Raw genomic sequence first — 23,851 nt, 5'->3', positions numbered from 1 at the left:
CTCATACTTTTCTCTGCCATCCCCAGCTCCCGTCGATGATGCGTCGACGCACCTGACCGGAGACCTGGTCGATGAGCACGGTGATGACCACGACGACGATCAGCAGCATGCCGACCGCGCCCCACTGGCGGTACTGCACGTTGTCCACCAACATGCTGCCGATGCCGCCTGCACCGATCAGACCGAGGATGGCCGATGCGCGGACGTTGATCTCGAAGCGATAGAGCCAGAAGGCGAACACCTCGGGTGCGACGTCGGTCCACAGTCCCCACCGCACGATCTGGGCCGTCGAGCCGCCTGCCGCTCGGGCCGCTTCGATCGGACCTTTCTCCGCGCCTTCGATGGCCTCGTAGCCCCACTTGCCGAGAGTGCCGACCGAGCCGATGGCGATCGCGAGTGCGCCGGTGAACGCGGTCAGCCCGGTGACGGACAGAATGAGGATGGCAATGACGACCTCGGGGACTGCACGAATGACGGCGAACACGATGCGCAGCGGCCATCGCAGCCAGAGCGGCCCGATGTTCGCGGCTGCGAGGAAGCTCAGCGGAAACGACACGACGATGCCGAGCACCGTTCCGAACCAGGCCATCTGCACCGATTCGATGGTGGCCGAGACGGCCTTGCCGAGTGCGGACACGTCCGGTGGCGCGAACATCAGGCCGGCGTAGCGCACCAGGTTCTGTGGCAGGTCGAGCAATCTGTCCCAGCGAATCTCGATGCCGTACAACGACAGTGCGAACACGGCGAGGATGCCTACCCACACGGCGGTGCGCAGGGGGTTGCGTGGTTTGCGCGGCCGGGCCGGAGTGGCACGGGTGGTGCGGTCGATGACGCTCATCCGACCAACTTTCGACGGGCCCAGGACGAGATCAGTTCCAGCGCCAGGACGATGACGAGAATCTCGAGGATGATGAGGCTGAGCTGGTGATACTTGTAGAAGGTGCGGACGTTGTCGATGAGCATGCCGAGGCCACCTGCGCCGACGAGTCCGATGACCGCCGAGGCTCGGACGTTCAGCTCCAACGTGTAGAGACTCTGCGAGACGAACGCCGGAAAGATCTGCGGCGCAACAGCACTGCGATCGGCCGCAATCCAGGTGCCTCCGGCAGCGAGGGCCGCTTCCTGCGGACCGCGATCGACGGAGTCGAGTGCCTCGGAGACGAGCTTGACGATGATGCCGACGTTGAACACGATCAGCGCCAGAATTCCCGACAGCGCTCCCGTCCCGACCACCGCGACCAACACCGCTGCGTACAACAGATCAGGTACGGCGCGAACGACATTCATGATTCCGCGCACGACCGTCAGGAGCGGCCGATTCGGGTTGGTCACGCGTGAGGCCGCGAAGCTGAGCGGAAAGGAGATCGCGGCACCGATGGCGGTCGCGATGACGGCCATCTGCAGGGTCTCGAGGATGGCGTCGACGGTCTCGGGGAAGAACCAGTAGTCCGGCTGCATCAACTGGATCAGCTTGCCGGTGGCGTTGCCCCAGTTGTCGATGATGTCACCCAGGTCGGCACCGACACCGACGCCCGCCCAGACGGTGATCAGTCCGATGACGGCAAGTGTCACAACGGTTTTCCATGCCGAACGCGGCTTCACCGGCCGAGTGGAAACAGAAGCGCTCACAGCTCTGCCTTGGCTTCCAGCACGTCCTCGGCGGTCAGCGAGCGGCCGTAGATGCTCTCGAACACCGATTCGTCGGCGTCGCGGCCATGGCCGTCGAACACCACCTTGCCGTCGCGCAACCCGATCAGCCGGTCGCCGTAGCGGCGGGCGAGATCGAGGAAGTGCAGGTTGACCACCACGGTGATGCCGAGTTCTGCGTTGATGCGCTGCAGGTCTCGCATGACGACGTGCGACGTCGGCGGATCGAGCGAGGCCACCGGTTCGTCCGCGAGGATCACTCGCGGTTGTTGTGCCAGTGCCCGGGCGATGGCGACCCGTTGCTGCTGACCGCCGGAGAGGGACGACGCCTTCGCGTAGGCCTTGCCGACTATCTCGACTCGCTCGAGCGCCTGCATGCCCAGTTCGGTGTCTTCCGCGGACCAGGCACCGAGCAGGGTTCGCCACATCGGCGAGCTGTGCAGCCGGCCCATCATCACGTTGTTCAGCACGCTGGTGCGCTTGGCGAGGTTGAAGCCCTGGAAGATCATTCCGACGTCTCCGCGCAGATCGCGTAACCCTTTGCTGCTCAGATTGTTCACGGCGCGATCACCGACGGTCACGGTGCCGGAGGTGACCGGCACGAGGCCGTTGATGGTGCGGATCAACGTGGACTTTCCTGCCCCGGACAAGCCGACGACGGCAACCATCTGACCCGCCGGAATATCGAGAGTCACTCCGTCGAGCGCGGTGTGGCCGCCCGCGTAGGTAACCGAGACGTTGTCGAATGCGATGCCGTCGCCGCTCATTCGATCAGTTCCCCAGGCCGATAGTGTCCGCCTCGGTCTGCGCCTGCTGCAGCGCTGCAGGGTCCGCCTTGTCGAGACCGGTGATCTGGTAGATCGCCGTGAGGGCCTCGACGCCCTCGGGGGTGGACGCGTAGTCCTCCATCGCGTCCGAGATGCGCTGCTGCAGATCAGGGCTCAGCGAACTGCTGATCGAGACGCCGTCGTTGGGGATCTCGTTGGTCAGTGCGAACACCACCAGGTTCTTCGCCACATCGGGGGTGTCGGCGACGACGGTCTCGCGGGCGTCCCAGAACGACACGCCCACTTCGTCGTCGCCGTTGTTCACCGACAGCACTGCCGCCGGGTGCGAGGTGACCTGGGTCAGGTCCAGATCGGTGGTGGAGTCGATACCGGCCTCTTTCAATGCGGCGGAGGGGAAGACGAATCCGGCCGAGGACGCGGACTGCAGCATGACGGTCTTGGCACCGTTCATCTTGCTCAGCGAGTCCAATCCGGCCGGACCCGTGCCGCTTTCGGTTCCGTTGCAGTACAGCAGGCCGTTGGCTCCGGTGACGGGAGCGTCGTCGCAGTACTTGTCGGGGTTGTTGGTGTAGAACTGCGCGGCGTAGGTGGTCTTGCCCTTGCGCACGGTCTGCAGAGCCGGCTCGGCCCCGTACTTGTTGCAGGCCTGCACCATCTGCAGCGGCGGCAGCATGCCGATCTGGGCTTGGTTGGCACCGATGGCCTCCACCGCCGCCTGGTAGTCCTGTGTGATGACGCCGCGGACCGGGATGCCGAGGCGCTCGGTGAGCGCGTCCTGCAGCGGCTTGACGGTTTCGACGAGCTTGTTGGCGTCGCCCGAGGGGACGAGTGCCAGCGTCAGCTCCGACGGGTCGGCTGCATCTGCCGAGCTGGACCCGGTACAGGGCGACGCAGCCGAGGATTCGGTGGTGGACTCGTCGCGGGCTCCGCATCCGGCGAGCGAGGCGGCGAGCAGTCCGGTGGCAACCACCGCGAGCAAGGGAGTGCGGATTCTCATGACTGTCCTTCGTGGGTGAGTGCGAATGCTGCTGGATCGGTCGACCATTCGAGAAGTTCGTCGTACAACGCCGGAAACGACGAGGCGGAGAACGTCGCTTCAGGGCGGGGGTGACCGTGGCGGTCGATGTAAGCGGTGACGGCACCGCGCCGATGCGGTGCGTCGAGGTCGTTGCGCCAGATGTCGCCGACACTGGCCAACAGATGGGGTGATCGCGCGCCCAGTAGCGAGTCCACCAGCGCGGGCATCTTCTCGGGCTTGCCTGCATCGGTGACGACATGATCGACAGCCGCGGTCAGACCGAGCCGGTCGAGGGTTTCGATCACGCCGCGCCGCGGGGCATTGGTGGCCACAACCACGTCGGCGCGGACGAGATCGAGAAAATCCGCGAGCCCGGCCGGTGCCCACACCTCGAGCTCACCTGCGGCGAGGCGCTCGCGGGACTGCGCGTATGCGGCGGCGAGAACAGCAGCGTCCACTCCCACCGACAGCTGCTGGACGGCGGAGTAGCCGTCGAGGTACTCCCCCGCGCCGCGGTCCAGGAAAGCCGTCAACCCGGCACGGAGAGTTGCGGCGGAGATGCGGTCGAGAGATTCGGCCACCGCGTCTGCGTAGGCCCAGACCGGGTCGTCACCGAGGCAGACGGTGCCGTCGAAGTCGAGGAGGAGGATCGGTTGGTGCACGTGAGAGACGCTAGACCCGCCATGAACGATCCGTCCATAGATTCTGAATCTATGAAACAAGCGTTCACACGGCGTTAACCGGAGCCCCTTCACGGCACCGAGTCGCTCCGGTCGGGATACTGGAACTCGTGAGCACCCCCCACCCCGTCCCACCCACCGCGACCGACGTTCTGGTCGTGGGCGCGGGCCCCGCAGGATCGTCCGCTGCGGCATGGGCCGCGCGATCCGGCCGCGACGTCGTCCTGGCCGACGCGGCAGTCTTTCCCCGCGACAAGACGTGCGGTGACGGGTTGACGCCACGTGCCGTCGCCGAGCTCGATCAGTTGGGTCTGGGCGAGTGGGTGCGCGGCAAGGCGCGCAACCGGGGACTGCGACTGAGCGGATTCGGCCAGGAACTACAACTCGAGTGGCCGAGCAGATCGCTGCCGACCATCGGAAGTGCCGTCCCCAGAACCGAATTGGACGACAGGATTCGCGTCGTCGCGGTCGAATCCGGGGCCGTCATGGCCGAGGGAGCCAAGGCTGTCGCCGTCACCCGCGACGGCAATTCGGTCCGTTCTGTCACACTCCAGACCGCAACCGGAGCCCACGAGATCTCCTGTCGCACACTGATCGTCGCCGACGGTGTCCGTTCCACTCTGGGCAAGCAACTCGGGCGACAGTGGCATCGCGACACCGCATTCGGCGTCGCGGCTCGCGCCTACATCGACTCGGGCCGCAGCGACGACGAATGGATCAGCTCACACCTCGAATTACGTGACGCCGCAGGCACTCTGCAGCCCGGTTACGGCTGGGTCTTCCCGCTGAACGACGGGACCATCAACATCGGCGTCGGCACCTTGGCCACCGCCAAGCGGCCTGCACCCGGAGCGCTGCGCCCGCTTCTCGACCTCTACACCCACCAGCGTCGCGGCGAATGGGACCTCGGCGGGGAACTGCGCTCGGTGGCGTCGGCGCTGCTGCCGATGGGCGGAGCGGTCTCGGGCATCGCAGGCACCAACTGGGCCATCATCGGTGACGCCGCAGCCTGCGTGAACCCACTCAACGGCGAGGGCATCGACTACGGACTCGAAGGCGGCCGCATGGTCGTCGACCTGCTCGATCACCCCGACCTCACCGACGCGTGGCCGAGCCTGCTGCGCGAGCACTACGGGCAGGCCTTCTCCATCGCCCGACGCCTCGCCGGACTGTTGACCGTGCCGAGATTCCTACCGGCTGCAGGACCGGTGGGCATGCGCTCGCGGGCGCTGATGAAAGTTGCCGTCCGCTGCATGGGCAACCTCATCACCGAGGCCGACAGCGACCTCGTAGCGCGCACGTGGCGGGCATCGGGAAGCGGATCGTTGAAAGTCGATTCCCGGCCGCCGTTCTCGTGAACCGCGCTACGGTCGAGTTGCCTTGTGCAGCGCGACGATTCCGCCGGTGAGGTTGCGCCACTGCACGTCGGTCCAGCCGGCGTCGGCGATGCGCTGCGCCAACTGTTCCTGCGTCGGCCAAGCGCGGATGGACTCGGCGAGGTAGACGTACGCGTCGGGGTTACTGCTCACCGCGCGTGCGACTTTCGGCAACGCCTTCATCAGGTACTCCATGTACACGGTGCGGAACGGACCGAACACCGGCGTGGAGAATTCCGAGACGACGAGCCTGCCGCCGGGCTTGGTGACGCGGGCGATCTCGCGCAGTCCGGCATCGAAGTCCGAGACGTTGCGGAGGCCGAACGAGATGGTGGCGGCATCGAAGCTGGCGTCGGCGTAGGGCAGTGCCATCGCGTCGCCTGCGACCATCGGAACACCTCGCTGCAATCCGGCCTGCAACATGCCCTTGGAGAAATCGGTGGCCACGCACCAGGCTCCGCTGCGACCGAGTTCGACGGTGGAGACACCGGTGCCTGCAGCAAGATCGAGAACACGCTCGCCGGGTTTCAGATCCAACGCTCGCCGAGTGAGCTTGCGCCAACTGCGGTCCTGCCCGAACGAGAGAACGGTGTTGGTGATGTCGTATCGACGGGCGACGCCGTCGAACATCGACGCCACCTCGTGGGGCTCTTTTGCCAGGGTTGCGCGTGATGTCTGGGCCACAGGGTCCAGACTACTCAGGAGCGGAGCCTGCGGAGCGACCAGAAGACGCTACGCAATCTTCTGCACCTGCGGAGCTGTGATGCCTTGCACGTCGTAGTAGTGCGAAATCAGTTCGTCGCAGATGGCCGGCCAGGTTCGGTGCAGAACGGATTTGCGGGCCGCGTCGCCGAATCGTGCGCGGGTGGTGGGTTCGGCGAGGGCACCTACGGCACTGGGCAGCAGCTCGGTGAACTTGTCGACCGGCAGCAGGTATCCGTTGCGGCAGTGCGAGACCAGGTCGCGCGGGCCCCCGGCGTCGGGTCCGATGACGGGGACGCCGCTGGAGAGGGCCTCTTGGACTGCCTGGCAGAAGGTTTCGTGTTCGCCGGGGTGGACGAAGATGTCGAAGCTGGCGTAGGCCCGAGCGAGTTCGTCGCCGCCGAGTTGACCGGTGAAGATCGCGCCGGGCATCAGGGTCTGCAACGCCGCTGTGTCGGGTCCGCCGCCGACGATCACCAACTGGATCGACGGGTCGGTGGCCAGTACGGCGAGCCGCTCGACGTGCTTCTCCGGGGCGAGCCTGCCGACGAATCCGACGATCAGCTTCTCGTTCGCTCCCCACTGGGTTCTGAGCGTCTGCGACGTGGCCGAGGGTGCGAAGCGGACGGCGTCCACTCCCCTGGCCCATCGGTGCACGCGCGGAATTCCGTGCAGCTCCAGTGCGTCGACGGCGGAGGTGGACGGTGCCAGGGTGCGGGCCGCGCCGCGGTGCAGTCTCCTCGTCCAGCGCCACGCGGCCTTGGACGTCAGGCCGAGGCCGTAACTGGCGGCGAAACCGGCGACATCGGTCTGGTAGACGGCAACAGCAGGCACATCCAGTCGGTTGGCGGCGGCGAGACCGCCTGCTCCGAGCAGGAACGGTGACGCGAGATGGACGACGTCGGGGGCGAAGGCGCGCATCGCCGAGACCATGCCGAGGCCCGGCACTCCGACGGGCAGCGAACTGACCTTGGGGACCATGATCGACGGCACCCGGTGCACCGGAACGTCGTCGTGCCACGTCGCGGCTCTGGGGCCGGACGGATTGTCCGGGGCGATGACGATGGCGTCGTGCCCCGTCTTGTCGAGGTGTTCGAGGACACGGATCACCGAGTGGGTGACGCCGTTCATGTTGGGCAAGAACGATTCCGCAACGATGGCTACTCGCACGGTCCTCAGTGTGGGCGGCCCCGCAGTCGGCCAGGTATGGACAACGTTACGTGTGGGCCAACGTCACACGAATTGCGCGAGCACCCACGACGGATCGGGGTTGGTGCGGTGTTCGGAGCCCACGAACACGGTCGGGACCGTCTCGTTGCCGTCGTTGACCGACCGAACCCGCGCGGCCGCAGCGTTGAATGGTCGTTCCGCAGGCTCCACTCCTGCCGGATCCTTGCGGATGTTCACCCACACGGCTTTCTTTCCGCGCAGCAGCAGCGCTACCCGCAACCGCAGGCAGAAGATGCATCCAGGACGCCAGTAGACCAACGGCACCGAATTCCGAGTCGCCAGAGTGCGCGAGGCGTCGTCGGACAGGGACCGGGGGTACAGCACCGGCGTCGTCAGGGCGAGAACGAACCCAACGGCGAGCACCAAGATCACGATCGAGGACGCGATGTTGCCGAAGTTCATCAGCGCGAACCCGGCCACCGCGGCGAGGGCTGCGATGATCCACTGCTTGGCATTACGCATTCCGGGCCTCCTTGCGTCGTAACCAGAACAGCACCGGCCCGGCGATCAGCCAGGTGACGACGATGACCGACCCGGCCGGAACGATAGCGACGGTAGCGTCGCGGCCGGCGACGCGCACCAGTTCGACGTCCGGGTCTGCCTTGTAGTACTCGACCTCGATGCGTTGACCGGCGATGAGGTTGGTGGGGTACAGCACGCCGAGCGCCGGGTTGTGTGTCACGCCGTCGGGGGTGATGAAGCTGACGGCCGAGCGCAACTTGCCCGCGGACAGCACCTCGGCGGTGGCGGTGCCCTTGTCGGAATCGATGGTGACGTCGTTGCGCCAGGCTCCGACCACCAGAAGCACGGCGAGGACCGAAATCGCGCCGGCGACCACGAGCACGACCAGCCGGGTCCGGTACAGCGTTCGGCTGGCTCTGTCGGTAGCGGTCACAGCGATCAGGTTACTTCGCAGCCGACACGACGCCGCTCGGGTAGCGTCTGCACTCATGTCGCGCAGCTTCGAGTTCACCGTCGAATCGTCCAATCCCCCCGCCGACGTGCACGCAGCACTCACCAGCGAGGCCCAGTGGGCAGCCCGTTTCGCCAAAGCGAAGAAGACGGACGGGTACGAAATGACCAAGCACGACGACGGCGGTCTGACGGTCGACATCACCGAAGAGGTCGGCACCTCCGAACTCCCCGGCTTCGTCACGAAGGTGATCAAGGGCAAGCTGATCGTCTCCCGCACCGATCACTGGGGTCCGCTCGAGGGCGACCATGCCGAGGGAACCCTCATCGGCGGCACCACCGGTCTACCGGCCAAGGTGAACGGCACGCTGTCTCTTCGACCCGACGGAACCGGTGCGAAGTTGATCGTCAAGGGCGAATCGACGGTGAAGATTCCACTCGTCGGCGGCAAGATCGAGGACTTGATCAACAAGATGATCAAGGACATGATCGATCAGGAAACCGGCGAAACCCTCGAATGGGTTGCGGCGCAACAGGGCTGACGACCTACCACGCGTTACAGCCGCGCCCTGATCGCTGCATGTAGATCCCGCAGTCCCGATCGCTCGGTGGTCACTTCCAGCACTCTGATTCCCGTGGCACGGCCGGTGAGTTCGGTTGCCAGATCGGCCAAGTCGACCAGTCGATGCTCCACACGATAGGCACCGCACAGCGCGCCGAGATCCATGCCGTGGGGTGTGCCGAACACTCTCTCGAACACCCCCGCGTACTGCGGGTCGCCCTGTTCGAGGAGCTCGAAGATGCCGCCGCCGTCGTCGTTGGCGACCACGATCGTCAGGTCGTCGGGACGCGGTTCACCGGTGCCGATGAGCAGGCCCGCCGCGTCGTGCAGAAATGTCAGATCGCCGAGAAGCGCTATGGTGCGGCGCTTTCCGGCCATCGCGGCACCGATGGCCGTCGAGACCGTGCCGTCGATGCCGGCCACGCCGCGGTTGGAGAGAACCTTCACGTCCGGGGTCGGGGTCGCCACCAGGGCCGCGTCGCGCACGGGGTTGGACGCTCCGAGCACCAGCTGGTCTCCGGGCTGCAGCGCGGACATCACCACGTCGGCAACGTGCAGCCCCGCCGGCTTGGGATGCTCTCGAAGTTGTTCGTGCACAGCCAGTTCGGCCTTCTCGGACAGAGCGGCGCAGCGCGCGATCCAGGCAGGGTCGGGCGCGCCGGTGGTGACTGCCCGAGTGCCGGTGGCCAGGACGTTGCCGGAGACGTCGGGCCAGCGCGGTCCGGTGGTCAGCGCGATGACGTCGACCGCAGGGTCGGCCAACAGAGCCGAGACCTGGCGATGCAGCGTAGGCCGCCCGGTGATGACTGCCTGGCGCGGCTTCAACTGCGCGAGAGCCAAGGGATGCAACGGGATTCCGTGCAGGGGCGCCGTCGGCTCGGCGACGGTCGGCAGCCCGGCGAGCTCCGGACGCACGGCACCGCCGTGACCGGAGACGACCACGGTGTCGATCGTCAGATCCAGTTCGACGGGAACGTCCAGTGTCGCCTGGGTGGTCGAGGTCCACGGCATTCCGTCGGGCCGACCCTCCGGACGGGCACCCGGGTCTCCGATCGCAGGCACCAACGGCTCACGCAGCGGGATATCGAAGTGCACCGGGCCCGCGTTGCCGGAGCGTGCGCCGCGCGCTGCGGCGATGACCCGTGAGACCGCACTGCGCCACTGACTGTTCTGCTTGGGCCCTTCCTCGGCGAGCCCGAGGCTGATCGTCGCGCGGACCTGAGATCCGAACAGGCCGAGCTGCTCGATGGTCTGGTTCGCGCCGGTCCCGAGCATCTCGTACGGGCGGTTGGCGCTGATGACGATCAGCGGAATGCGTGCGTAGTTCGCTTCGAGAACAGCAGGCCCCAGATTCGCGACCGCGGTTCCCGACGTCATCACCACAGGGACGGGCTGACCGCTGCCCAGGCTCAGCCCGATGGCCAGAAAGCCGGCGGTTCGCTCGTCGATCCGCATGTGCAACCGCAGACGACCGGCGACGTCCGCCTCCTGCAACGCGAACGCCAACGGAGCGTTCCGCGAGCCGGGACAGAGCACGACGTCTCGGATCCCGCTGCGCGCCAATTCGTCGACGACTGCGGTGGCCTGTGCGGTGGACGGATTCACAGTTTCCAGAGTGTCAGATGCGTCGGTCAGCCGCCGCAACCGGGCTTTGACAGTATTGAGGTGTGCGTACAGTCTTTCGGCCCGACGAGGTCGCTCCCGGTCGCTTCTACCAGCTCCTGACCGCTTCGGTGGTACCCAGGCCCATCGCGTGGATCTCCACCGTCTCCGCCGACGGTGTGGCGAACCTCGCCCCCTACAGCTTCTTCACGGTGTCCTCGGTGGTACCGCCCGTCGTGCAGTTCACCTCGGTGACCCGCAAGGACAGTCTTCGCAACATCGAGGCCACGGGCGAGTTCGTCGTGAACCTGGCGACGGCACCGTTGGTGGATCAGGTCAACAGCAGTTCGGCGAGCTTCGACCACGGCGTCAGCGAATTCGAAGCCGTCGGGATCGAGAGCGAGCCCAGCACCGTCGTGACACCACCGCGCGTGGCCGCCGCTCCGATCGCCATCGAGGCGACGCTGCATCGCGTCGTCGAAGTCGGTAACTGCTTCGTCGTCATGGGCACCGTCGTCGCTCTGTCGGTACGTCCCGAATATCTGGCCGAGGACGGCCTCCCCGAGTTCGACGCCATCGCCCCGCTGAGCCGCCTCGGCCGTACCGAGTGGGGCTTGCCGCCCGAGGTTCGCGAAATCGAGCGCCCTTCTTGATTCGCTGGTCGCTGCTGGTTCTCGTCACCGTCGGACTGACGGTCGGTGCGGACGCCCTCGGGGTTCCATCGGCAGCCCTGTTCGTCGCGTTGCTGGTGGGGGTGATCTTCGCTCTCGCAGGTTGGGCACCGACCACGGGCACCGAGCGCGCTCCGCTGCCGCGACGGCTCGGCATGGCGGCTCAGGCGGTGCTGGGCGTCGAGATCGGGACGCTGGTGCAACGAGACACACTCGGCTCACTGGGCGATGCGTGGTTGCCGGTGCTGCTGGCATGCGTCGGAACGCTCCTGTTGTCCATCGCCGCGGGCGCGCTGCTGGGACTGCGCAAGGACATCGATTCACTGACCGGTGCGCTGGCACTGGTCGCGGGCGGCGCGTCGGGCCTGGTGGCCATCGCCCAGGAACTCGGCGGCGACGAACGCGTCGTTGCGGTGGTGCAGTACCTGCGGGTCGTTCTCGTCACCACCACCCTGCCGCTGGTGGCGACGCTGGTGTTCCGGGCGCAGCCAGGGCACTCGACCGCGATCGCCGATTCCGGAGCTCCGCTGTACGTGGACCTGGTTTTCGTGCTGGTCTGCGGCGCGATCGGCGTACTGCTCGCGCGTGCGCTGCGCTTTCCTGCCCCCGCACTGCTGGGCCCACTGATCATCGCCACGTGCGCCGATGTCCTCGGGTTCTCGTTCGACGCATCGGTTCCCACGTTGCTGCTGTGGGCGGCGTACATCGTGATCGGGTGGCAAGCGGGTCTGCGATTCACCGTCGCGAGCCTGAAGTCCATCTCGCGGGTGCTGCCGTCCGCGTTGCTGCTCATCATCGCCGTCACCGTCGGGTGCGCGTTGCTGGGGCTGTGGTTGGCCTCGTCGACGGGCACCAGCGGATACGAGGGCTACCTCGCCACCACCCCGGGTGGGGTGTACGCGGTACTGGCGATCGCGGCATCGACCGGAGCGAACGTCACGTTCGTCGTGGCAGCGCAGGTGATCCGAGTGTTCATGATGCTGTTCGCGGTGCCGATGGGAGCGAAGGTCGTCCAGCACTACCGACGAGATCGACCCGAGTGAATCGACGCGACCCCATTCGGAGTTAGGGTCCACTAATCTCACCGGCATGGCCAAGTACGTCAAACCCGATCACCCGGCGTTCTACCGTCTGCACGTCCTCGCCGCCGAGAAGATCAGTTCCGGTTTCGTCAGAATCACCCTCGGGGGCGAGTCGCTCGCGGACTACCGGTACATGGGCTACGACCAGTGGTTTCGACTGTTCCTGCCGCAACCGGGGCAGAGCGAACCCCGCATACCCAGCACGACCTCCAAGCTCTGGTACGCCCAGTATCTGACCTTCTCGAAGGACACCAGACCGGTGGTTCGCAACTACACCGTCCGCGACTTCCGGCCCGCAGGCCAGGGCCGATTCAGCGAGGGTGCGGAGCTCGACGTCGACTTCGTCGCACACGGCGGCGAACACGGCGAGGCAGGTCCGGCGTCGTCGTGGGCTGCGCAGGCCGTACCCGGAGACCGCGTCGCGATTCTCGACGAGGGGCGCATCTACAACCCGGACACCGAACCCTCGTGGCAGTTGCTCGTCGGCGACGAAAGTGCTGCTCCGGCAATTCTCGGCATACTGCGATCCTCGCCCGCGGACCTGCGGGCCGTGGTGTTCGTCGAAGTCCCCACCGAGGCAGACATCCAGCATCAGGACGTGCCGCCGGACGTCGAGCTGAACTGGATCGTCCGTCCCGACCGGCATGCCAAACCCGGCGAGGCCGCACTGACCGCTGTGCAGCAGGCCGAACTTCCCGGCGGCACCCCGTACGTCTACGTGGCAGGCGAGCAGGGCCTGGCGACGGGCCTGCGCAGATACCTGGTGAACGACCGCGCAGTACCGAAATCCAGCATCTGCTTCACCGGATACTGGAAGTTCGGTAAAGCCGCCGGATAGCACTGGATTAGTGTCATCTCACATGTCCGGCTTGGGAAAAGGTCACACGGTCGTCACCGACTCGGTCGAGGTGGACGGCGCGTCGTTCGCCTCGCTGCGAGCCCGTCCTCTCCCCCGCGCCGAGCGCTACGAACTGGGTCGACGCCTACGCGAGAAGGTTCCGATCGCCTCCCTGGGTGACTGGGCGGCACCGCCGGATCGACCCGACCCGGTCAAGCAGATCGACTACTCGCACCAGGGCCGCATCGAGTGGCTGATACCGACGCGCCTCGAGCGGATGGTCGAGTCCCCCTACGGCTTTCTGCGCGGCACGGCCATCGTCATGGCCCGAGACGTGGCGATGCTGCCGTCGACCGGCATCAACCCGGTCATCAGCGGCGACGCCCACCTCGGCAACTTCGGTTTCTACGCCTCACCGGAACGTGACCTCGTCATCGACCTCAACGACTTCGACGAGGCCCACCCGGGAGCCTGGGAGTGGGATCTACGACGCCTCGCCGCGAGCATCTGGGTGGCCGGGCGGCAGAACGGCCGCACCGAGGATCAGTGCCGTGACGCCGTCACCGCCTGTGTGTCCGCGTACCGCATCGAGGTGGCCAGACTTGCCGACGAGCCGCTGATGTCGCGTTCGTTCCAGCGTCTGACCGCCGAGAAGCTGCAGCGTGACGCCACCGAAGGGTCGCTGCGCAAGGAGATCAAACGCGCCACCAAGAAGGCGCGTCGGCGCACCAGTGACCGCGTTCTGCCGCGTTTCACCGAGAAGCACGAGGGCAAGCGCAGAATCGTCGAGGAGCCGCCGATCACCACGCGCATCTCGGCGAAGGACGAGGAACTTCTCGCCGTCGGACTGGACGAGTATCTGCTCACCCTGACCCCGCACTGGCGTCGAGTGCTCGGTGGATACACGTTGATCGACGTGGCGCACCGCGTGGTGGGCGTCGGCAGCGTCGGCCTGCGGGCGTATGTGGCTCTGCTCGAGGGCACCAGCGAGGACGACGTGGTGTTTCTCCAGCTCAAGCAGGCCAGACGCTCGGTGCTGGCACCGTACGTGCACGGCGAATCGGCCTGGCACGACCATCAGGGGCAACGCGTCGTCGAGTATCAGCAGGATCTGCAGACCGTCAGCGATCCGCTACTGGGCTGGACGACCATCGCCGGACGGCAGTACTACGTGCGGCAGTTCCGCAACATGAAGGGAACGATCGACCTGTCGTCGATCGATGCACCCGCGCTGGTCGACTACGCACGGGTGGTGGGCCGTCTGCTGGCCAAGGGTCACGCGCGCACCAGTGGCGCGTCGATGATCTCGGGGTACACCGGCGATTCCGATGCCCTCGAGGTGGCGTTGTGCCGCTTCGCGCAGCTGTACGCGGATCAGACGGAAGCCGACTGGGAGTGCCTACGGCAGTGGCGTGGTTGAGTGCCGTGGGGGGCACATAACCACGCCACTGCGCGGAGCGCACTACGCGTGCTTGGCGACCAGGTCACCCACGCGAGGCAGTGCCTCGATGACGTTCTTCTTCGCCGAGCCACGCAGGCTGCCGTAGAACTTCTTGACGACGGACTTGTCGGTCTCCTCGATGCGTGCATCGGTGACCGAGAGCAGCGCGTCCGATGCGGCGTCGCCGTTGGCGACGAGATAGTCACCGAACGTGCCCTGCGGGGCAGCGTTGTACGACTGCCAGAACGGGTCGAGCTTGTCGACGAAATCGGGCCACAGAGCCGAGACCGCGCTGTCGATGTACGACGGCCCGACCTTCTTCACTGCGCCGTATCCCCCCTTGACCGCGAGGCCACTCGCGCCCTTCTTGTCCGCGACCTCGGCATCGATCAGAGCCAGAACGTCGACGCGCAGAGCGTCGGCCTTCGACTCGTCGAGCAGCGAATCCTTGAGTGCAGCAACCACTTCGAACTTCCTCCCAGATGTGTCAGCGGCCCCGTCGCGGACCGGCCGCAACACTACCGCAGAAGGGCGTGGCAACGCCGAACTCGCTCGATCCACCACTGCGTGCGATCGGCATCGGCATCGAGGTCGATCAGCGCCTGGGCGTCGGGTTCGAGGCTGCCGACGGGGTACGTTCCGTCGACCACCTCCGGCGCAGGTGCGACGTCTCGAACGAACAGTGCGCCCGTTCCCAGACCGCAGGCGAATTCGAGGTGCGGCAACGCCGCGGCAGCGGCCAGACCGGCCGAGATTCCCACCGCCGAATCCAGAGCACTCGACACCACCACCGGAACGCCGTACTCCCCCAGCTCGCCGGCCAGCTCGAGCACCGCGCGCATCCCACCGAGCGGGGCGACCTTGAGCACCGCGATGTCGGCTCCGCCTGCCCGGACGACCTTCATCGGATCCTCGGCTCGGCGAATGCTCTCGTCCGCTGCCACGCGAACTCCCGGAGCCCGGCGACGAAGTTCGACGAGTTCGGCAACGGTGGCGCACGGCTGCTCGGCGTACTCGAGCGGACCGTCGGCGGTCAGGGCCGTCAGCGCCGCTACCGCCTCGTCGACGGTCCAGCCTCCGTTGGCGTCGACGCGAACCCGCGGGACCAGCTCGCGCACCGCGCGCACCCGGGCGACGTCGTCGGCGAGCGTCTGCCCTTTCTCGGCCACCTTCACCTTGGCGGTCTCGGCCCCGGGAGATCGGCTCAGCACCGACGCCACCTCCGAGGCCGCCACGGCGGGGACCGTCACATTCACCGGGATGCGTCGACGCAGTGGGCTCGGCGGGCCGTCCCACGCTGCCTCGATCGCCGACGCCAACCAGGGTGCCGACTCGACGTCGTCGTATTCGGGGAACGGTGAGAATTCACCCCACCCGGCCGGCCCACGAACGAGCATCACCTCGCGGGTGGTGATGCCGCGGAACTTGGTCCGCATGGGCATCGAGAGCACATGCGCGCCGTCCAGAACGTCGTCGATCGAGGGGATCATTGCTGCCCCGGGAGCAACTGCACCATCAACGCCTCACAGTCGGCCAACAGGGTGCCGTCGAGATCGGTGAGCCGAGCGTTGATGAACGTCTTGCGCCCCTCGACCCGATCCACCGCGCCCTCGACGACCAGCTCGGTGTTCAGCGGCGTCACCTTGCGGTAGTTGATGTGCAGGTACGCCGTCCGGCTGATGGGCCTGCCGTAGGCGTGCTGGATCAGGCCGAAGAGGTCGTCGAACAGCAGCGGCAAAGTGCCGCCGTGCGCGGCGGAGTTGCCACCGAGGTGGAAACGACGGAACATGCCTCTGCTGCGCACGCCCTCGGCGTCGATCTTCTCGATGATCCACGGCAGCAACAGCAGCGAACCGCGACCGGGCAGCCGAGGAACTCGTCCGGCGGTCTGACGCCCCTCGGCCACCACGTGCGGGCTCAACAGCTCGATCAGTTCCCTGGCCTTGTCCGCTGCCGCCTCGGTCACGTCGGCAGGCAACGAGGTGGACACCGCGAGGTCCTGCACCGTGCGCAGCGCCTCGAGCAGCTGCCCGTACTCCGGGCCCACCTTCGCCGGCACGAAACGCGGGAAGCCCCCGTGGTGGTCGTATTCGGGGTCGGAATCTCGGTCGAGCTCGATCGGGTCGGTCATGACTGCACGCTAGCTGCACCGACCGTTCGGCACGGAGCCAACCCCGGCCACCGTTAAGCTGGCGCCCGTGACCTTCACTCCCGCACTGTGGCGTCCCGTTCCCGGCTTCGAAGACCTGACCGACATCACGTATCACCGCCACGTGTCCGACGCGACCGTGCGAGTTGCGTTCGATCGGCCCGACATTCGCAACGCTTTCCGGCCGCACACCGTGGACGAGCTCTACCGCGCCCTCGAGCATGCACGGGTGAGCTCCGACGTGGGAACGGTGCTGCTCACCGGCAACGGTCCGAGCAGCAAGGACGGCGGCTGGGCGTTCTGCTCCGGTGGCGATCAGCGCATTCGCGGTCGCAGTGGTTACCAGTACGCCGACGGGGAGACGGCCGACACCGTCGACAAGGCCCGCGCCGGACGCCTGCACATCCTGGAGGTGCAGCGCCTCATTCGCTTCATGCCCAAGGTGGTCATCTGCTTGGTCAACGGCTGGGCGGCAGGAGGCGGGCACAGCCTGCACGTGGTGTGCGATCTGACTCTCGCGAGCCGCGAGCATGCCCGGTTCAAGCAGACCGATGCCGATGTCGGCAGCTTCGACGGTGGTTACGGCAGTGCGTATCTGGCGAAGATGGTCGGTCAGAAGTTCGCCCGCGAGATATTCTTTCTCGGCGAGACGTACTCGGCCGAGGAGATGCACCGGATGGGCGCAGTGAACAAGGTGGTCGATCACGACGAGCTCGAGAACACCGCGATCGAGTGGGCTGCCAAGATCAACGCGAAATCACCTCAGGCACAACGAATGCTGAAGTACGCTTTCAACCTGCAGGACGACGGCCTGGTGGGTCAGCAACTGTTCGCCGGTGAAGCCACCCGCCTGGCCTACATGACCGACGAGGCCGTGGAGGGTCGCGACGCGTTCCTCGACAAGCGCGAGCCCGACTGGTCGCCGTTCCCCCGATACTTCTGACCTACCGGTGATTTCGACGTCGAACCGCCGAAACCACCACAGTGCTGCGGGCGCTCTGCGAGACTGGTTCACCCAGCCCTACGACTATCGCTGGATGGCGGACTTCCAGAACTCCCGGCCCGCCGGAAGAATCATCCGGTGGGTGTTGGCATGCCTGACGCTCAATTTCGGTGTGCTGGCGGTGGTGTCGTTGTTCGCCGAGGACACCACACGCAGCCCGCTCGCCATCGCCTGGAAATCGGCTCTGATCGTCATGGTCGTGGCCGTCAGCGCGGCCTGGATCACCAGACCGTTTCCCGGCCGGCTCGGGGTGGTGGCCTTTGCGGTCTTCGCCGATCTGGGGACGGCGTCGACGCTGTGGATCAACCCGCTCACGGACGCCCTGCTGACGTGCACGCTGTTCGCCGTGATCGGAACGTTCTGCACGTTCTGCCTCAGCCCCCGCTGGCTGCTGGCGCACCTGGTGTTCGCGGTGACATGCACTCTCGTTGCCGCCGCAGCGACGTACTCCCGCGGGGAGGTGGACATCGCATCACTGATCTTCCGGACGAACGTCGTGCTGCTCACGATCGCCGCAGTTCCGCTCGTCTCGCATCTGTTGATCACCATCCTGACCGACGATGCGCGTCGTTCGTTGCTCGATCCGTTGACCGGCCTGGCCAATCGTCGCGGTCTCGACGCTGCCATCGACGATGTGTGGCCACGCGGCCGAGAGAAGGATCAGTGCTCGGCGGCAGTGATGATCGACATCGACCGGTTCAAATCGGTGAACGATCTGTACGGGCACGAGGAAGGCGACGCGGTCATCCTGCGCGTCGCCCAACGTCTACGCGCACATCTGGGCGAATACGGTGTGGTCGCACGCACCGGCGGGGAGGAGTACCTCGCCGTCGTCTCGACGTCCCGCCTCCACATCGACGCGCTGGTCCACGGGGTGCGCCGAGCACTGCGCGATCCCGAGGATCCGATTGCGGTGACGGTCAGCGTGGGGGCTGCGATCGTGCACGCGGGTTCACCGGTGTGGGATCAGAACATCGAAGTCGTGACACGGGCAACGCGGATGGCGGATTCGATGATGTACGAGGCGAAGGCTGCCGGCGGTAACCGAATCGCGACGACCGAACTGTGAGAGTGGAGCCTGCGGAACCACCTCGGGTGACCGTGGTATCCATGCGGGGTGGACATCCTCGCTTCTCGGACAATTCTGCGACCCGTCGACTACGAGAGGACACTCGCGTTCTACCGTGACGGTCTGTCGTTGGCAGTATGTCGCGAATACCCCGGCGGAACGGTGTTCTTCGCGGGTCAGGGTCTGCTCGAGATCGCTGCGCATCATCGCGGCGACGAATCGGGTTCGTTCTCCGGCGCGCTGTGGTTGCAGGTACGCGATATCGCCTCTGCTACAGAGGAATTGACGGCCGCCGGGATCGAGATCGTGCGTGAGGCACGCACCGAGCCGTGGGGCCTGATCGAGATGTGGATCGAGGATCCGGACGCGATTCCCATCGTGCTGGTGCAGATCCCGCAGGATCATCCGCTGCGAAAGGACAACCGCTAGCCCGTCGACGCGTCGTCGGCGGTCGCGCGCAGCACCGCCGTTGCCGACTGCGGCCTCGACCACAGATACCCCTGAGCCAGAGTGCAGCCGAGTTCGAGCACAGCGTCGGCCTGTTCGCGACTCTCGATGCCCTCGACGATCATCGTCAGATCGAGATCCTTCGCCACTCCGGCCAACGACCTGATCATCGCCCGTCCGGCCACGGTGTCGACGAATCGCGTCAGGTGCCCGTCGATCTTGATGCCGTCGGGCTGAAGGGTCACCAGCCGTTCGAGTGAGGACCAGCCCGAACCGAAATCGTCGAGCAGCACCCTGAAGCCGAGCCGATGCACGTCGTCGATGTGCCTGCGCAGCAACGGCCCCGGCGTCACGGCGGTGGTCTCGGTGAGCTCGAGCGAGATCGACGACGGCGACACACCGGAGGACGCGATGGCGCGCTGCAACTGACTGACCCCGTCGGGATGGGCCAGGTGGCGTCCCGAGATGTTGACGGTCAGCCGCAGGTCCGGACGATGGACGTGCCACTTCTTCATTTCGACCGCGGCCTGCGCGAGCACACTGAGGTCGACGTCGATGATCAGTTCACTGGCTTCGGCGAACGGCACGAAGTCCGCAGGCACCACCATCCCGCGAGTGGGGTGATGCCAACGCGCCAAGGCCTCGAAGCCGACGATCTTCTCGGTCCGCAGATCCACGATCGATTGGAACCAGGGGACGATGTGGCCGTCGGCGATGGAGTCGGCGATGTCGTTGTCGCTCCCGAGCCGGCTGACGCCCGATCCGACGCGGCGATGCAGGTCGAGTTGTTCCTCCAGCACCGACGCGAACTGTTCGAGTTCGCGCATCTGCTCACCCGAGAGCGAGCGCGTCGTGCGATCGAGCAGGCAGAGGGTGCCGATCACCAGGCCCTCGCGCCCGCGCAGCGGAACCGACGCGTAGGACGCGATGCCGTTGTCGTCGAGGATGGCGCGCTGCCGGGTGGTGGCATGGACGCGACCGTGCGCCACGACGGCGGGTTCGCCGGAGCGCACCACGTCGTCGCAGAGGGTGTCGGCTCGTACGACCGTCGACACCGGCGGTCCGCCGACGTTGACCAGCGTGTACTGAGTGTCTTCGTCGAGCACGTTGAGCTGCGCGATGGCGAATCCGACGCTGCGTGCGGCGAATTCGACCGTCGACCGCAGAGCGGGCGTCGTCGCCTCGACATCGAGGTATCGACGAGCCGAGTCGCTCTGCCGGCGAGACCGAGAGCGCGCGGTGTCCGCGACCTCACCGTCCACCGGCATCACCTCGCAACGAACCGCCGGGCCCGTTCTGGAACCGGATCCAGGTGAGCTTAACCGGGCCACATCTGCAGTTTCGACCGATAGGCCATCCGAGAGCGGTCACAACGACGGATAGCGCGTATGGAGCAGCCGATGCCGCAGCACCGCCGCGGCGAGTCGCTTGCCTTCGTCAGTCGCGACCGAGCCGGACGGCTGCGGCCCCGACGCGTGAGCCGGTTCCGGCAACTCGAACGCCCCCAGGGCGCTCAACTCGGCGACCAGGGTCCGAGCGAGCGGCTCGGCATGCTCGGCAGCAGGCTCCTCGCCGGAATGCGTCCACCCCTCGGCCCGCAGCAGACGCGACAGGTCGTCTGCCGTCGCTTCCACGTCGGCGACATCGTGACCGACGATCATGCGAGCCAGAACGACCTCCGCGGCAATCGTGTCCGGGTGATATTCGGTGCCGACGATGCCTGCGGTGAGCACGCGCCACAGCCCGTCGGAGCTGAGCTGCCGAGTTCGGGCCGTCGGTACCAACCGCCCGGCGGACCGACGCAGCAGACGCACCCTCATCAGGAGGCGTCGGACGATCAGTACCTTCTCCGTGTCGAGTTCGCGGCCGACATACAACGGACGTTCGGCCGGAGGAAACACCGTGTTCGCGATGCCGGCCACCACCTCGTCCGGCAGGTACCCGGCGTCGGTCAACGCGACGCCGTCCCCGATGCATCCGATGAAACTCTCGAGCCTGCGCACACACCCGTACACCGGCTCGGCGGCCTCGTGCAGAGCCTCGCGCAGCCCCAGATACAGCTCGGCCCGCGGAGCGCTGTAGTTGCTCCACAACTCGATGCGGTGGTCGAGCAGCTGTTCGAGCAGAACTGCCTCGGAGTCGTCCTTGCCTCGATCGGAGGTCAGCACGGCATCGGTGACGCCGCGTCGACGCATGGCCAGAGCGTTGGTGCCGAGCGGTCGCCCACCGGGCTTCGACGGCTCGAACTCGCCGGCGATGGTCGCCACTTCCAGCGTCTCACCGATCTTTTCCACGATGGCCCGCTCGACACCGGTCGGGGCGTCCTGCCAGGTGACGAGCTCGGTATCGACGGCACCGATGCCCGACTGTTCGGTGGCGGCGCGATAGTGCTGCAACCACGCGGCGTCGTCGGGTGCTCGCACCAGCTCCTCGGTGACGGCGCTTCGGGCGATCTCCGCGTATCCGACGCGTCCGAGCCGGTCGAGCAGGTCACCGAGGGCATGTGCGATGTCGACCGCGCGATCGGGCCCCTCGGCCGCGTGACGCAGATACACCCACAGATAGGTCTGTACGGAATGTTGCGTCGGGCCCGCAGGCGGAGACACATCCACCAGACCGTCCCAGCCCAGACGCGCGTCGGCGGCGAGCGCGGGATCGACGGAATCGAAGTACGACAGAGCTGCCCACACCGCGTCGTCCATGCCCGATCCCTTCACGATGTTCCACTGTTCCACAGCGACTCGATCTCGGGTGACAACCGCGGACCCCGTAGGTGCTCCCGTCCGCGATCGAGCCGTGCGACTAGCCTCGAGTCCGTGCTCGAGAGCGTATCCATTCCGTCGGGGCCTGCGGCGGCGGAGATCATGCCGCGGCTGAGCCGCATGCTCGCAGGCGACGGCCCGGCCCTGCTTCCCGTGCCCACCGACGATCCGCGTGAGACCGAGCGCCTGCACGACGCGCTGGCACCGGGGACTCCCATCGACGACGGCGTCGCCCTGGTCGTCGCGACCTCGGGAACGACGGGTGTCCCCAAGGGAGCCATGTTGTCCGCTTCTGCACTGGTGGCCTCGGCGACGGCCACCGAGGAACGACTCGGCGGACCGGGGTCGTGGCTGCTGGCGTTGCCCGCACACCACATCGCCGGAATGCAGGTGCTGCTTCGCAGTGTGCTCGCCGGAACCTCGCCCGTCGTGATGGACGTGTCGAGAGGTTTCGATCCCTCCGCTCTGATCGACGCGGTTGGCCTGATGTCGGGACCCCTGCGCTACACCTCACTGGTCCCCGGACAATTGCTGAAGGCATTCGAGATCCCCGAAGCGATCGCGGCCCTCGCCTCACTGGACGCAGTCCTCCTCGGCGGGGCCGCGACACCGGCACCGCTGCGAGAGAAGGCACAGGACGCGGGCATCCGATTGGTGCGGACCTACGGAATGAGCGAAACGGCAGGCGGCTGTGTGTACGACGGAGTTCCACTGCACAGCACCGTCGTACGCATCGACGACGGCAGGGTCGTGCTGGGTGGAAAGACCGTGGCCTCGGGCTACCGCGGGCTACCCGATCATCCGGCGTTCGCCGAACCCGGATGGTTCCGCACCGACGACGCCGGAACCATCGTCGACGGGGTCCTGAGCATCTCCGGACGACTCGACGAAGCGATCTCGACCGGCGGGCTGACCGTCGTGCCGCAGGTCGTCGAGGCTGCACTGGCAACACACCCCGCAATACGAGAATGCGCCGTCGTGGGATTGCCCGACGAGCGACTGGGCCAGAAAGTGGTGGTCGCAGTCGTCGCCTCTGCTCCGGTGACATTGGCGGACCTACGCACCCACGTTGCTGCCTCGCTCGACATCACCGCCGCACCACGCGAGTTGTATCTACTCGACTCACTACCCACACGAGGTCCGGGAAAACTGAACAGGGCCGAACTGCGCACCGTGCTGCAGAAACTCTGAGTTGCGGCGCACTCTCGTCGAGCACTGTAATTGTGCGCGGTGGTCTTCGATCGGCCGCTGGGGCGTCGGGTCGACCGCACACGCGCGCGCAGTTGTCAGGTGCGCGCGCAATAGTGGGCGAACAGGCGGCGAACTTGCGCGCGTTCGGCAAACGCGCGCGCGTTTGCGCCGGGGTGGTCATTCGAGCGGCGTGCCTTGATGGTGCACCAGTTCCCATCCGGTGTTCGTACGCCGCCACAGCGAGGTTCTACGGGCGTGCATCTTCGACGTTCGCGAAATCCACTGCAGCAGAACATAATCTGGACCGATCACCCGTCCGACGGGTTCGATCATCTCGATCTCGACGGAGCCTTCGCTACCGAGCATGTCGAGTATCGACGACTTGTCCCACACCGTGCCCGACGCTCCGACCTCGGTGAAGTCGTCGGCGAGCAGACGGGCAAGCCGCTCGCGGTCGCGTCGACATTCGGCAGTCTGCAGCTCTCGTTCGAGGTCGAGAACCGTCGACACGTCGTTGTCAGCGCTGGGTCGACCGGCGGAGGCAGGCGGCATGGGATGCACTGTCTCACGCACGAATGCGCGCGCAATTGCCAGGTGCGCGCGAAACAGTGACCGAACAGGTGGCGAACCTGCGCGCGTTCGGCAAACGCGCGCGCGTTTGCGGCAGAGGTGGGCGGTAAA

The 23,851-nt window shown here is 66.5% G+C and carries 26 protein-coding genes; 10 read left to right on the top strand and 16 right to left on the bottom strand.

Translation table 11 applies throughout. The annotated features are described in order from the left end of the window. Window position 1 precedes the first annotated feature (1 nt). From phnE (NY08_RS22935) to NY08_RS22915, 5 genes are read right to left on the bottom strand one after another with little or no spacing between them, the layout of a single operon-like run. A complete protein-coding gene (phnE, locus tag NY08_RS22935; RefSeq protein ID WP_045198997.1) occupies window positions 2-838 on the bottom strand; it encodes a phosphonate ABC transporter, permease protein PhnE in 837 nt (278 codons plus the stop codon). Beyond that, window positions 835-1,629: a phosphonate ABC transporter, permease protein PhnE gene (gene phnE / locus NY08_RS22930; protein ID WP_045198995.1), complete on the bottom strand. Its 795-nt coding sequence runs from the start codon at window positions 1,627-1,629 to the stop codon at window positions 835-837. Before phnE (NY08_RS22930) ends, phnE (NY08_RS22935) begins: the two co-directional genes overlap by 4 nt. Further along, a complete protein-coding gene (phnC, locus tag NY08_RS22925; RefSeq protein ID WP_045198993.1) occupies window positions 1,626-2,414 on the bottom strand; it encodes a phosphonate ABC transporter ATP-binding protein in 789 nt (262 codons plus the stop codon). Before phnC ends, phnE (NY08_RS22930) begins: the two co-directional genes overlap by 4 nt. Window positions 2,415-2,418: 4 nt before the next feature. Then, complete coding sequence (gene phnD, locus NY08_RS22920) at window positions 2,419-3,432, bottom strand: phosphate/phosphite/phosphonate ABC transporter substrate-binding protein (protein ID WP_045198991.1); 1,014 nt, start codon at window positions 3,430-3,432, stop codon at window positions 2,419-2,421. Beyond that, the gene (locus NY08_RS22915; RefSeq protein ID WP_045198988.1) at window positions 3,429-4,115 is read right to left on the bottom strand and encodes an HAD family hydrolase; all 687 of its coding nucleotides are present in this window, start codon (window positions 4,113-4,115) and stop codon (window positions 3,429-3,431) included. Before NY08_RS22915 ends, phnD begins: the two co-directional genes overlap by 4 nt. Window positions 4,116-4,243: 128 nt before the next feature. On the opposite strand from NY08_RS22915, the gene NY08_RS22910 reads away from it, so the two are divergent. Further along, window positions 4,244-5,491, top strand: a complete 1,248-nt coding sequence (locus tag NY08_RS22910; RefSeq protein ID WP_082073921.1) for a geranylgeranyl reductase family protein — start codon at window positions 4,244-4,246, stop codon at window positions 5,489-5,491. Between the two features lie 6 nt (window positions 5,492-5,497). On the opposite strand, the gene NY08_RS22905 is transcribed toward NY08_RS22910, so the two are convergent. From NY08_RS22905 to NY08_RS22890, 4 genes are all read right to left on the bottom strand, one after another. Then, entirely contained in the window at window positions 5,498-6,193 is a 696-nt protein-coding gene (locus tag NY08_RS22905; RefSeq protein WP_082073920.1) for a demethylmenaquinone methyltransferase, read from the bottom strand. Window positions 6,194-6,241: 48 nt separating this feature from the next. Continuing rightward, on the bottom strand, window positions 6,242-7,381 hold the full coding sequence (locus tag NY08_RS22900; protein WP_200893146.1) for a glycosyltransferase family 4 protein: 1,140 nt from the start codon (window positions 7,379-7,381) through the stop codon (window positions 6,242-6,244). 63 nt (window positions 7,382-7,444) lie between these two features. Then, on the bottom strand, window positions 7,445-7,903 hold the full coding sequence (locus tag NY08_RS22895; protein ID WP_045198984.1) for a glutaredoxin domain-containing protein: 459 nt from the start codon (window positions 7,901-7,903) through the stop codon (window positions 7,445-7,447). After that, on the bottom strand, window positions 7,896-8,336 hold the full coding sequence (locus NY08_RS22890; protein WP_045201015.1) for a hypothetical protein: 441 nt from the start codon (window positions 8,334-8,336) through the stop codon (window positions 7,896-7,898). Before NY08_RS22890 ends, NY08_RS22895 begins: the two co-directional genes overlap by 8 nt. Window positions 8,337-8,391: 55 nt before the next feature. Between NY08_RS22890 and NY08_RS22885 the strand changes: the two genes are divergently transcribed. Beyond that, entirely contained in the window at window positions 8,392-8,895 is a 504-nt protein-coding gene (locus NY08_RS22885; protein WP_045198983.1) for a DUF2505 domain-containing protein, read from the top strand. 14 nt (window positions 8,896-8,909) lie between these two features. On the opposite strand, the gene menD is transcribed toward NY08_RS22885, so the two are convergent. Next, window positions 8,910-10,520, bottom strand: a complete 1,611-nt coding sequence (menD, locus tag NY08_RS22880) for a 2-succinyl-5-enolpyruvyl-6-hydroxy-3-cyclohexene-1-carboxylic-acid synthase (RefSeq protein ID WP_045198981.1) — start codon at window positions 10,518-10,520, stop codon at window positions 8,910-8,912. 62 nt (window positions 10,521-10,582) lie between these two features. Between menD and NY08_RS22875 the strand changes: the two genes are divergently transcribed. The 4 genes from NY08_RS22875 to NY08_RS22860 are packed head-to-tail and all read left to right on the top strand — an operon-like array spanning window position 10,583 to window position 14,528. Beyond that, complete coding sequence (locus NY08_RS22875; RefSeq protein ID WP_032393928.1) at window positions 10,583-11,170, top strand: flavin reductase family protein; 588 nt, start codon at window positions 10,583-10,585, stop codon at window positions 11,168-11,170. Beyond that, complete coding sequence (locus NY08_RS22870; protein ID WP_045198978.1) at window positions 11,167-12,231, top strand: AbrB family transcriptional regulator; 1,065 nt, start codon at window positions 11,167-11,169, stop codon at window positions 12,229-12,231. The genes NY08_RS22875 and NY08_RS22870 overlap by 4 nt, the downstream gene beginning before the upstream one ends. A gap of 46 nt (window positions 12,232-12,277) precedes the next feature. Further along, complete coding sequence (locus NY08_RS22865; protein WP_045198975.1) at window positions 12,278-13,108, top strand: siderophore-interacting protein; 831 nt, start codon at window positions 12,278-12,280, stop codon at window positions 13,106-13,108. Between the two features lie 22 nt (window positions 13,109-13,130). Continuing rightward, a complete protein-coding gene (locus tag NY08_RS22860; RefSeq protein WP_045198973.1) occupies window positions 13,131-14,528 on the top strand; it encodes a DUF2252 domain-containing protein in 1,398 nt (465 codons plus the stop codon). Window positions 14,529-14,570: 42 nt separating this feature from the next. Here the strand turns inward: NY08_RS22860 and NY08_RS22855 are convergent, their stop codons facing one another. From NY08_RS22855 to NY08_RS22845, 3 genes are read right to left on the bottom strand one after another with little or no spacing between them, the layout of a single operon-like run. Beyond that, window positions 14,571-15,014, bottom strand: coding sequence for a DUF6918 family protein (locus NY08_RS22855; protein WP_032393924.1), 444 nt, complete (start codon window positions 15,012-15,014; stop codon window positions 14,571-14,573). 53 nt (window positions 15,015-15,067) lie between these two features. Further along, entirely contained in the window at window positions 15,068-16,039 is a 972-nt protein-coding gene (locus NY08_RS22850; RefSeq protein WP_045198972.1) for an o-succinylbenzoate synthase, read from the bottom strand. Then, window positions 16,036-16,680, bottom strand: coding sequence for a PaaI family thioesterase (locus tag NY08_RS22845; RefSeq protein ID WP_045198970.1), 645 nt, complete (start codon window positions 16,678-16,680; stop codon window positions 16,036-16,038). Before NY08_RS22845 ends, NY08_RS22850 begins: the two co-directional genes overlap by 4 nt. Window positions 16,681-16,747: 67 nt before the next feature. Between NY08_RS22845 and NY08_RS22840 the strand changes: the two genes are divergently transcribed. Genes NY08_RS22840 through NY08_RS22830 form a run of 3 tightly spaced genes read left to right on the top strand, consistent with a single transcriptional unit; the run spans window position 16,748 to window position 19,199 of the window. Beyond that, window positions 16,748-17,641, top strand: a complete 894-nt coding sequence (locus NY08_RS22840) for a 1,4-dihydroxy-2-naphthoyl-CoA synthase (RefSeq protein WP_032393921.1) — start codon at window positions 16,748-16,750, stop codon at window positions 17,639-17,641. A gap of 7 nt (window positions 17,642-17,648) precedes the next feature. Continuing rightward, entirely contained in the window at window positions 17,649-18,770 is a 1,122-nt protein-coding gene (locus NY08_RS22835) for a GGDEF domain-containing protein (RefSeq protein ID WP_235387005.1), read from the top strand. A 48-nt stretch (window positions 18,771-18,818) separates the two neighbouring features. Further along, a complete protein-coding gene (locus NY08_RS22830) occupies window positions 18,819-19,199 on the top strand; it encodes a VOC family protein (RefSeq protein ID WP_032393920.1) in 381 nt (126 codons plus the stop codon). Here NY08_RS22830 and NY08_RS22825 read toward each other — a convergent pair. Together NY08_RS22825 and NY08_RS22820 are read right to left on the bottom strand one after the other, a co-directional pair. Then, on the bottom strand, window positions 19,196-20,479 hold the full coding sequence (locus tag NY08_RS22825; RefSeq protein WP_235387003.1) for a sensor domain-containing phosphodiesterase: 1,284 nt from the start codon (window positions 20,477-20,479) through the stop codon (window positions 19,196-19,198). The two genes, NY08_RS22830 and NY08_RS22825, sit on opposite strands and share 4 nt — an antisense overlap. Before the next feature lie 105 nt (window positions 20,480-20,584). Continuing rightward, entirely contained in the window at window positions 20,585-21,934 is a 1,350-nt protein-coding gene (locus NY08_RS22820; RefSeq protein WP_045201011.1) for a hypothetical protein, read from the bottom strand. Between the two features lie 147 nt (window positions 21,935-22,081). On the opposite strand from NY08_RS22820, the gene menE reads away from it, so the two are divergent. Next, window positions 22,082-23,170 (top strand): o-succinylbenzoate--CoA ligase, encoded by a 1,089-nt coding sequence (menE, locus tag NY08_RS22815; RefSeq protein WP_045201009.1) that lies wholly within the window; start codon window positions 22,082-22,084, stop codon window positions 23,168-23,170. 177 nt (window positions 23,171-23,347) lie between these two features. On the opposite strand, the gene NY08_RS22810 is transcribed toward menE, so the two are convergent. Beyond that, window positions 23,348-23,722: a nuclear transport factor 2 family protein gene (locus tag NY08_RS22810; protein ID WP_045198965.1), complete on the bottom strand. Its 375-nt coding sequence runs from the start codon at window positions 23,720-23,722 to the stop codon at window positions 23,348-23,350. Window positions 23,723-23,851: the final 129 nt, after the last annotated feature.

Origin of the sequence: Rhodococcus sp. B7740 (assembly GCF_000954115.1) — a bacterium.
Taxonomy (GTDB): Bacteria; Actinomycetota; Actinomycetes; order Mycobacteriales; family Mycobacteriaceae; genus Rhodococcoides.
Note: the sequence above shows the minus strand (reverse complement) of the source record. Positions and strands in the feature narration are given on the sequence as shown.

What these genes read in the sequence shown, in the direction of transcription:
- phnE (WP_045198997.1), bottom strand. Translation starts at nt 838, where the DNA reads ATGAGCGTCATCGACCGCACCACCCGTGCCACTCCGGCCCGGCCGCGC.
- phnC (WP_045198993.1), bottom strand. Translation starts at nt 2,414, where the DNA reads ATGAGCGGCGACGGCATCGCATTCGACAACGTCTCGGTTACCTACGCG.
- phnD (WP_045198991.1), bottom strand. Translation starts at nt 3,432, where the DNA reads ATGAGAATCCGCACTCCCTTGCTCGCGGTGGTTGCCACCGGACTGCTC.
- NY08_RS22895 (WP_045198984.1), bottom strand. Translation starts at nt 7,903, where the DNA reads ATGCGTAATGCCAAGCAGTGGATCATCGCAGCCCTCGCCGCGGTGGCC.
- NY08_RS22885 (WP_045198983.1), top strand. Translation starts at nt 8,392, where the DNA reads ATGTCGCGCAGCTTCGAGTTCACCGTCGAATCGTCCAATCCCCCCGCC.
- NY08_RS22865 (WP_045198975.1), top strand. Translation starts at nt 12,278, where the DNA reads ATGGCCAAGTACGTCAAACCCGATCACCCGGCGTTCTACCGTCTGCAC.
- NY08_RS22860 (WP_045198973.1), top strand. Translation starts at nt 13,131, where the DNA reads ATGTCCGGCTTGGGAAAAGGTCACACGGTCGTCACCGACTCGGTCGAG.
- NY08_RS22850 (WP_045198972.1), bottom strand. Translation starts at nt 16,039, where the DNA reads ATGATCCCCTCGATCGACGACGTTCTGGACGGCGCGCATGTGCTCTCG.
- NY08_RS22845 (WP_045198970.1), bottom strand. Translation starts at nt 16,680, where the DNA reads ATGACCGACCCGATCGAGCTCGACCGAGATTCCGACCCCGAATACGAC.
- menE (WP_045201009.1), top strand. Translation starts at nt 22,082, where the DNA reads ATGCCGCGGCTGAGCCGCATGCTCGCAGGCGACGGCCCGGCCCTGCTT.
- NY08_RS22810 (WP_045198965.1), bottom strand. Translation starts at nt 23,722, where the DNA reads ATGCCGCCTGCCTCCGCCGGTCGACCCAGCGCTGACAACGACGTGTCG.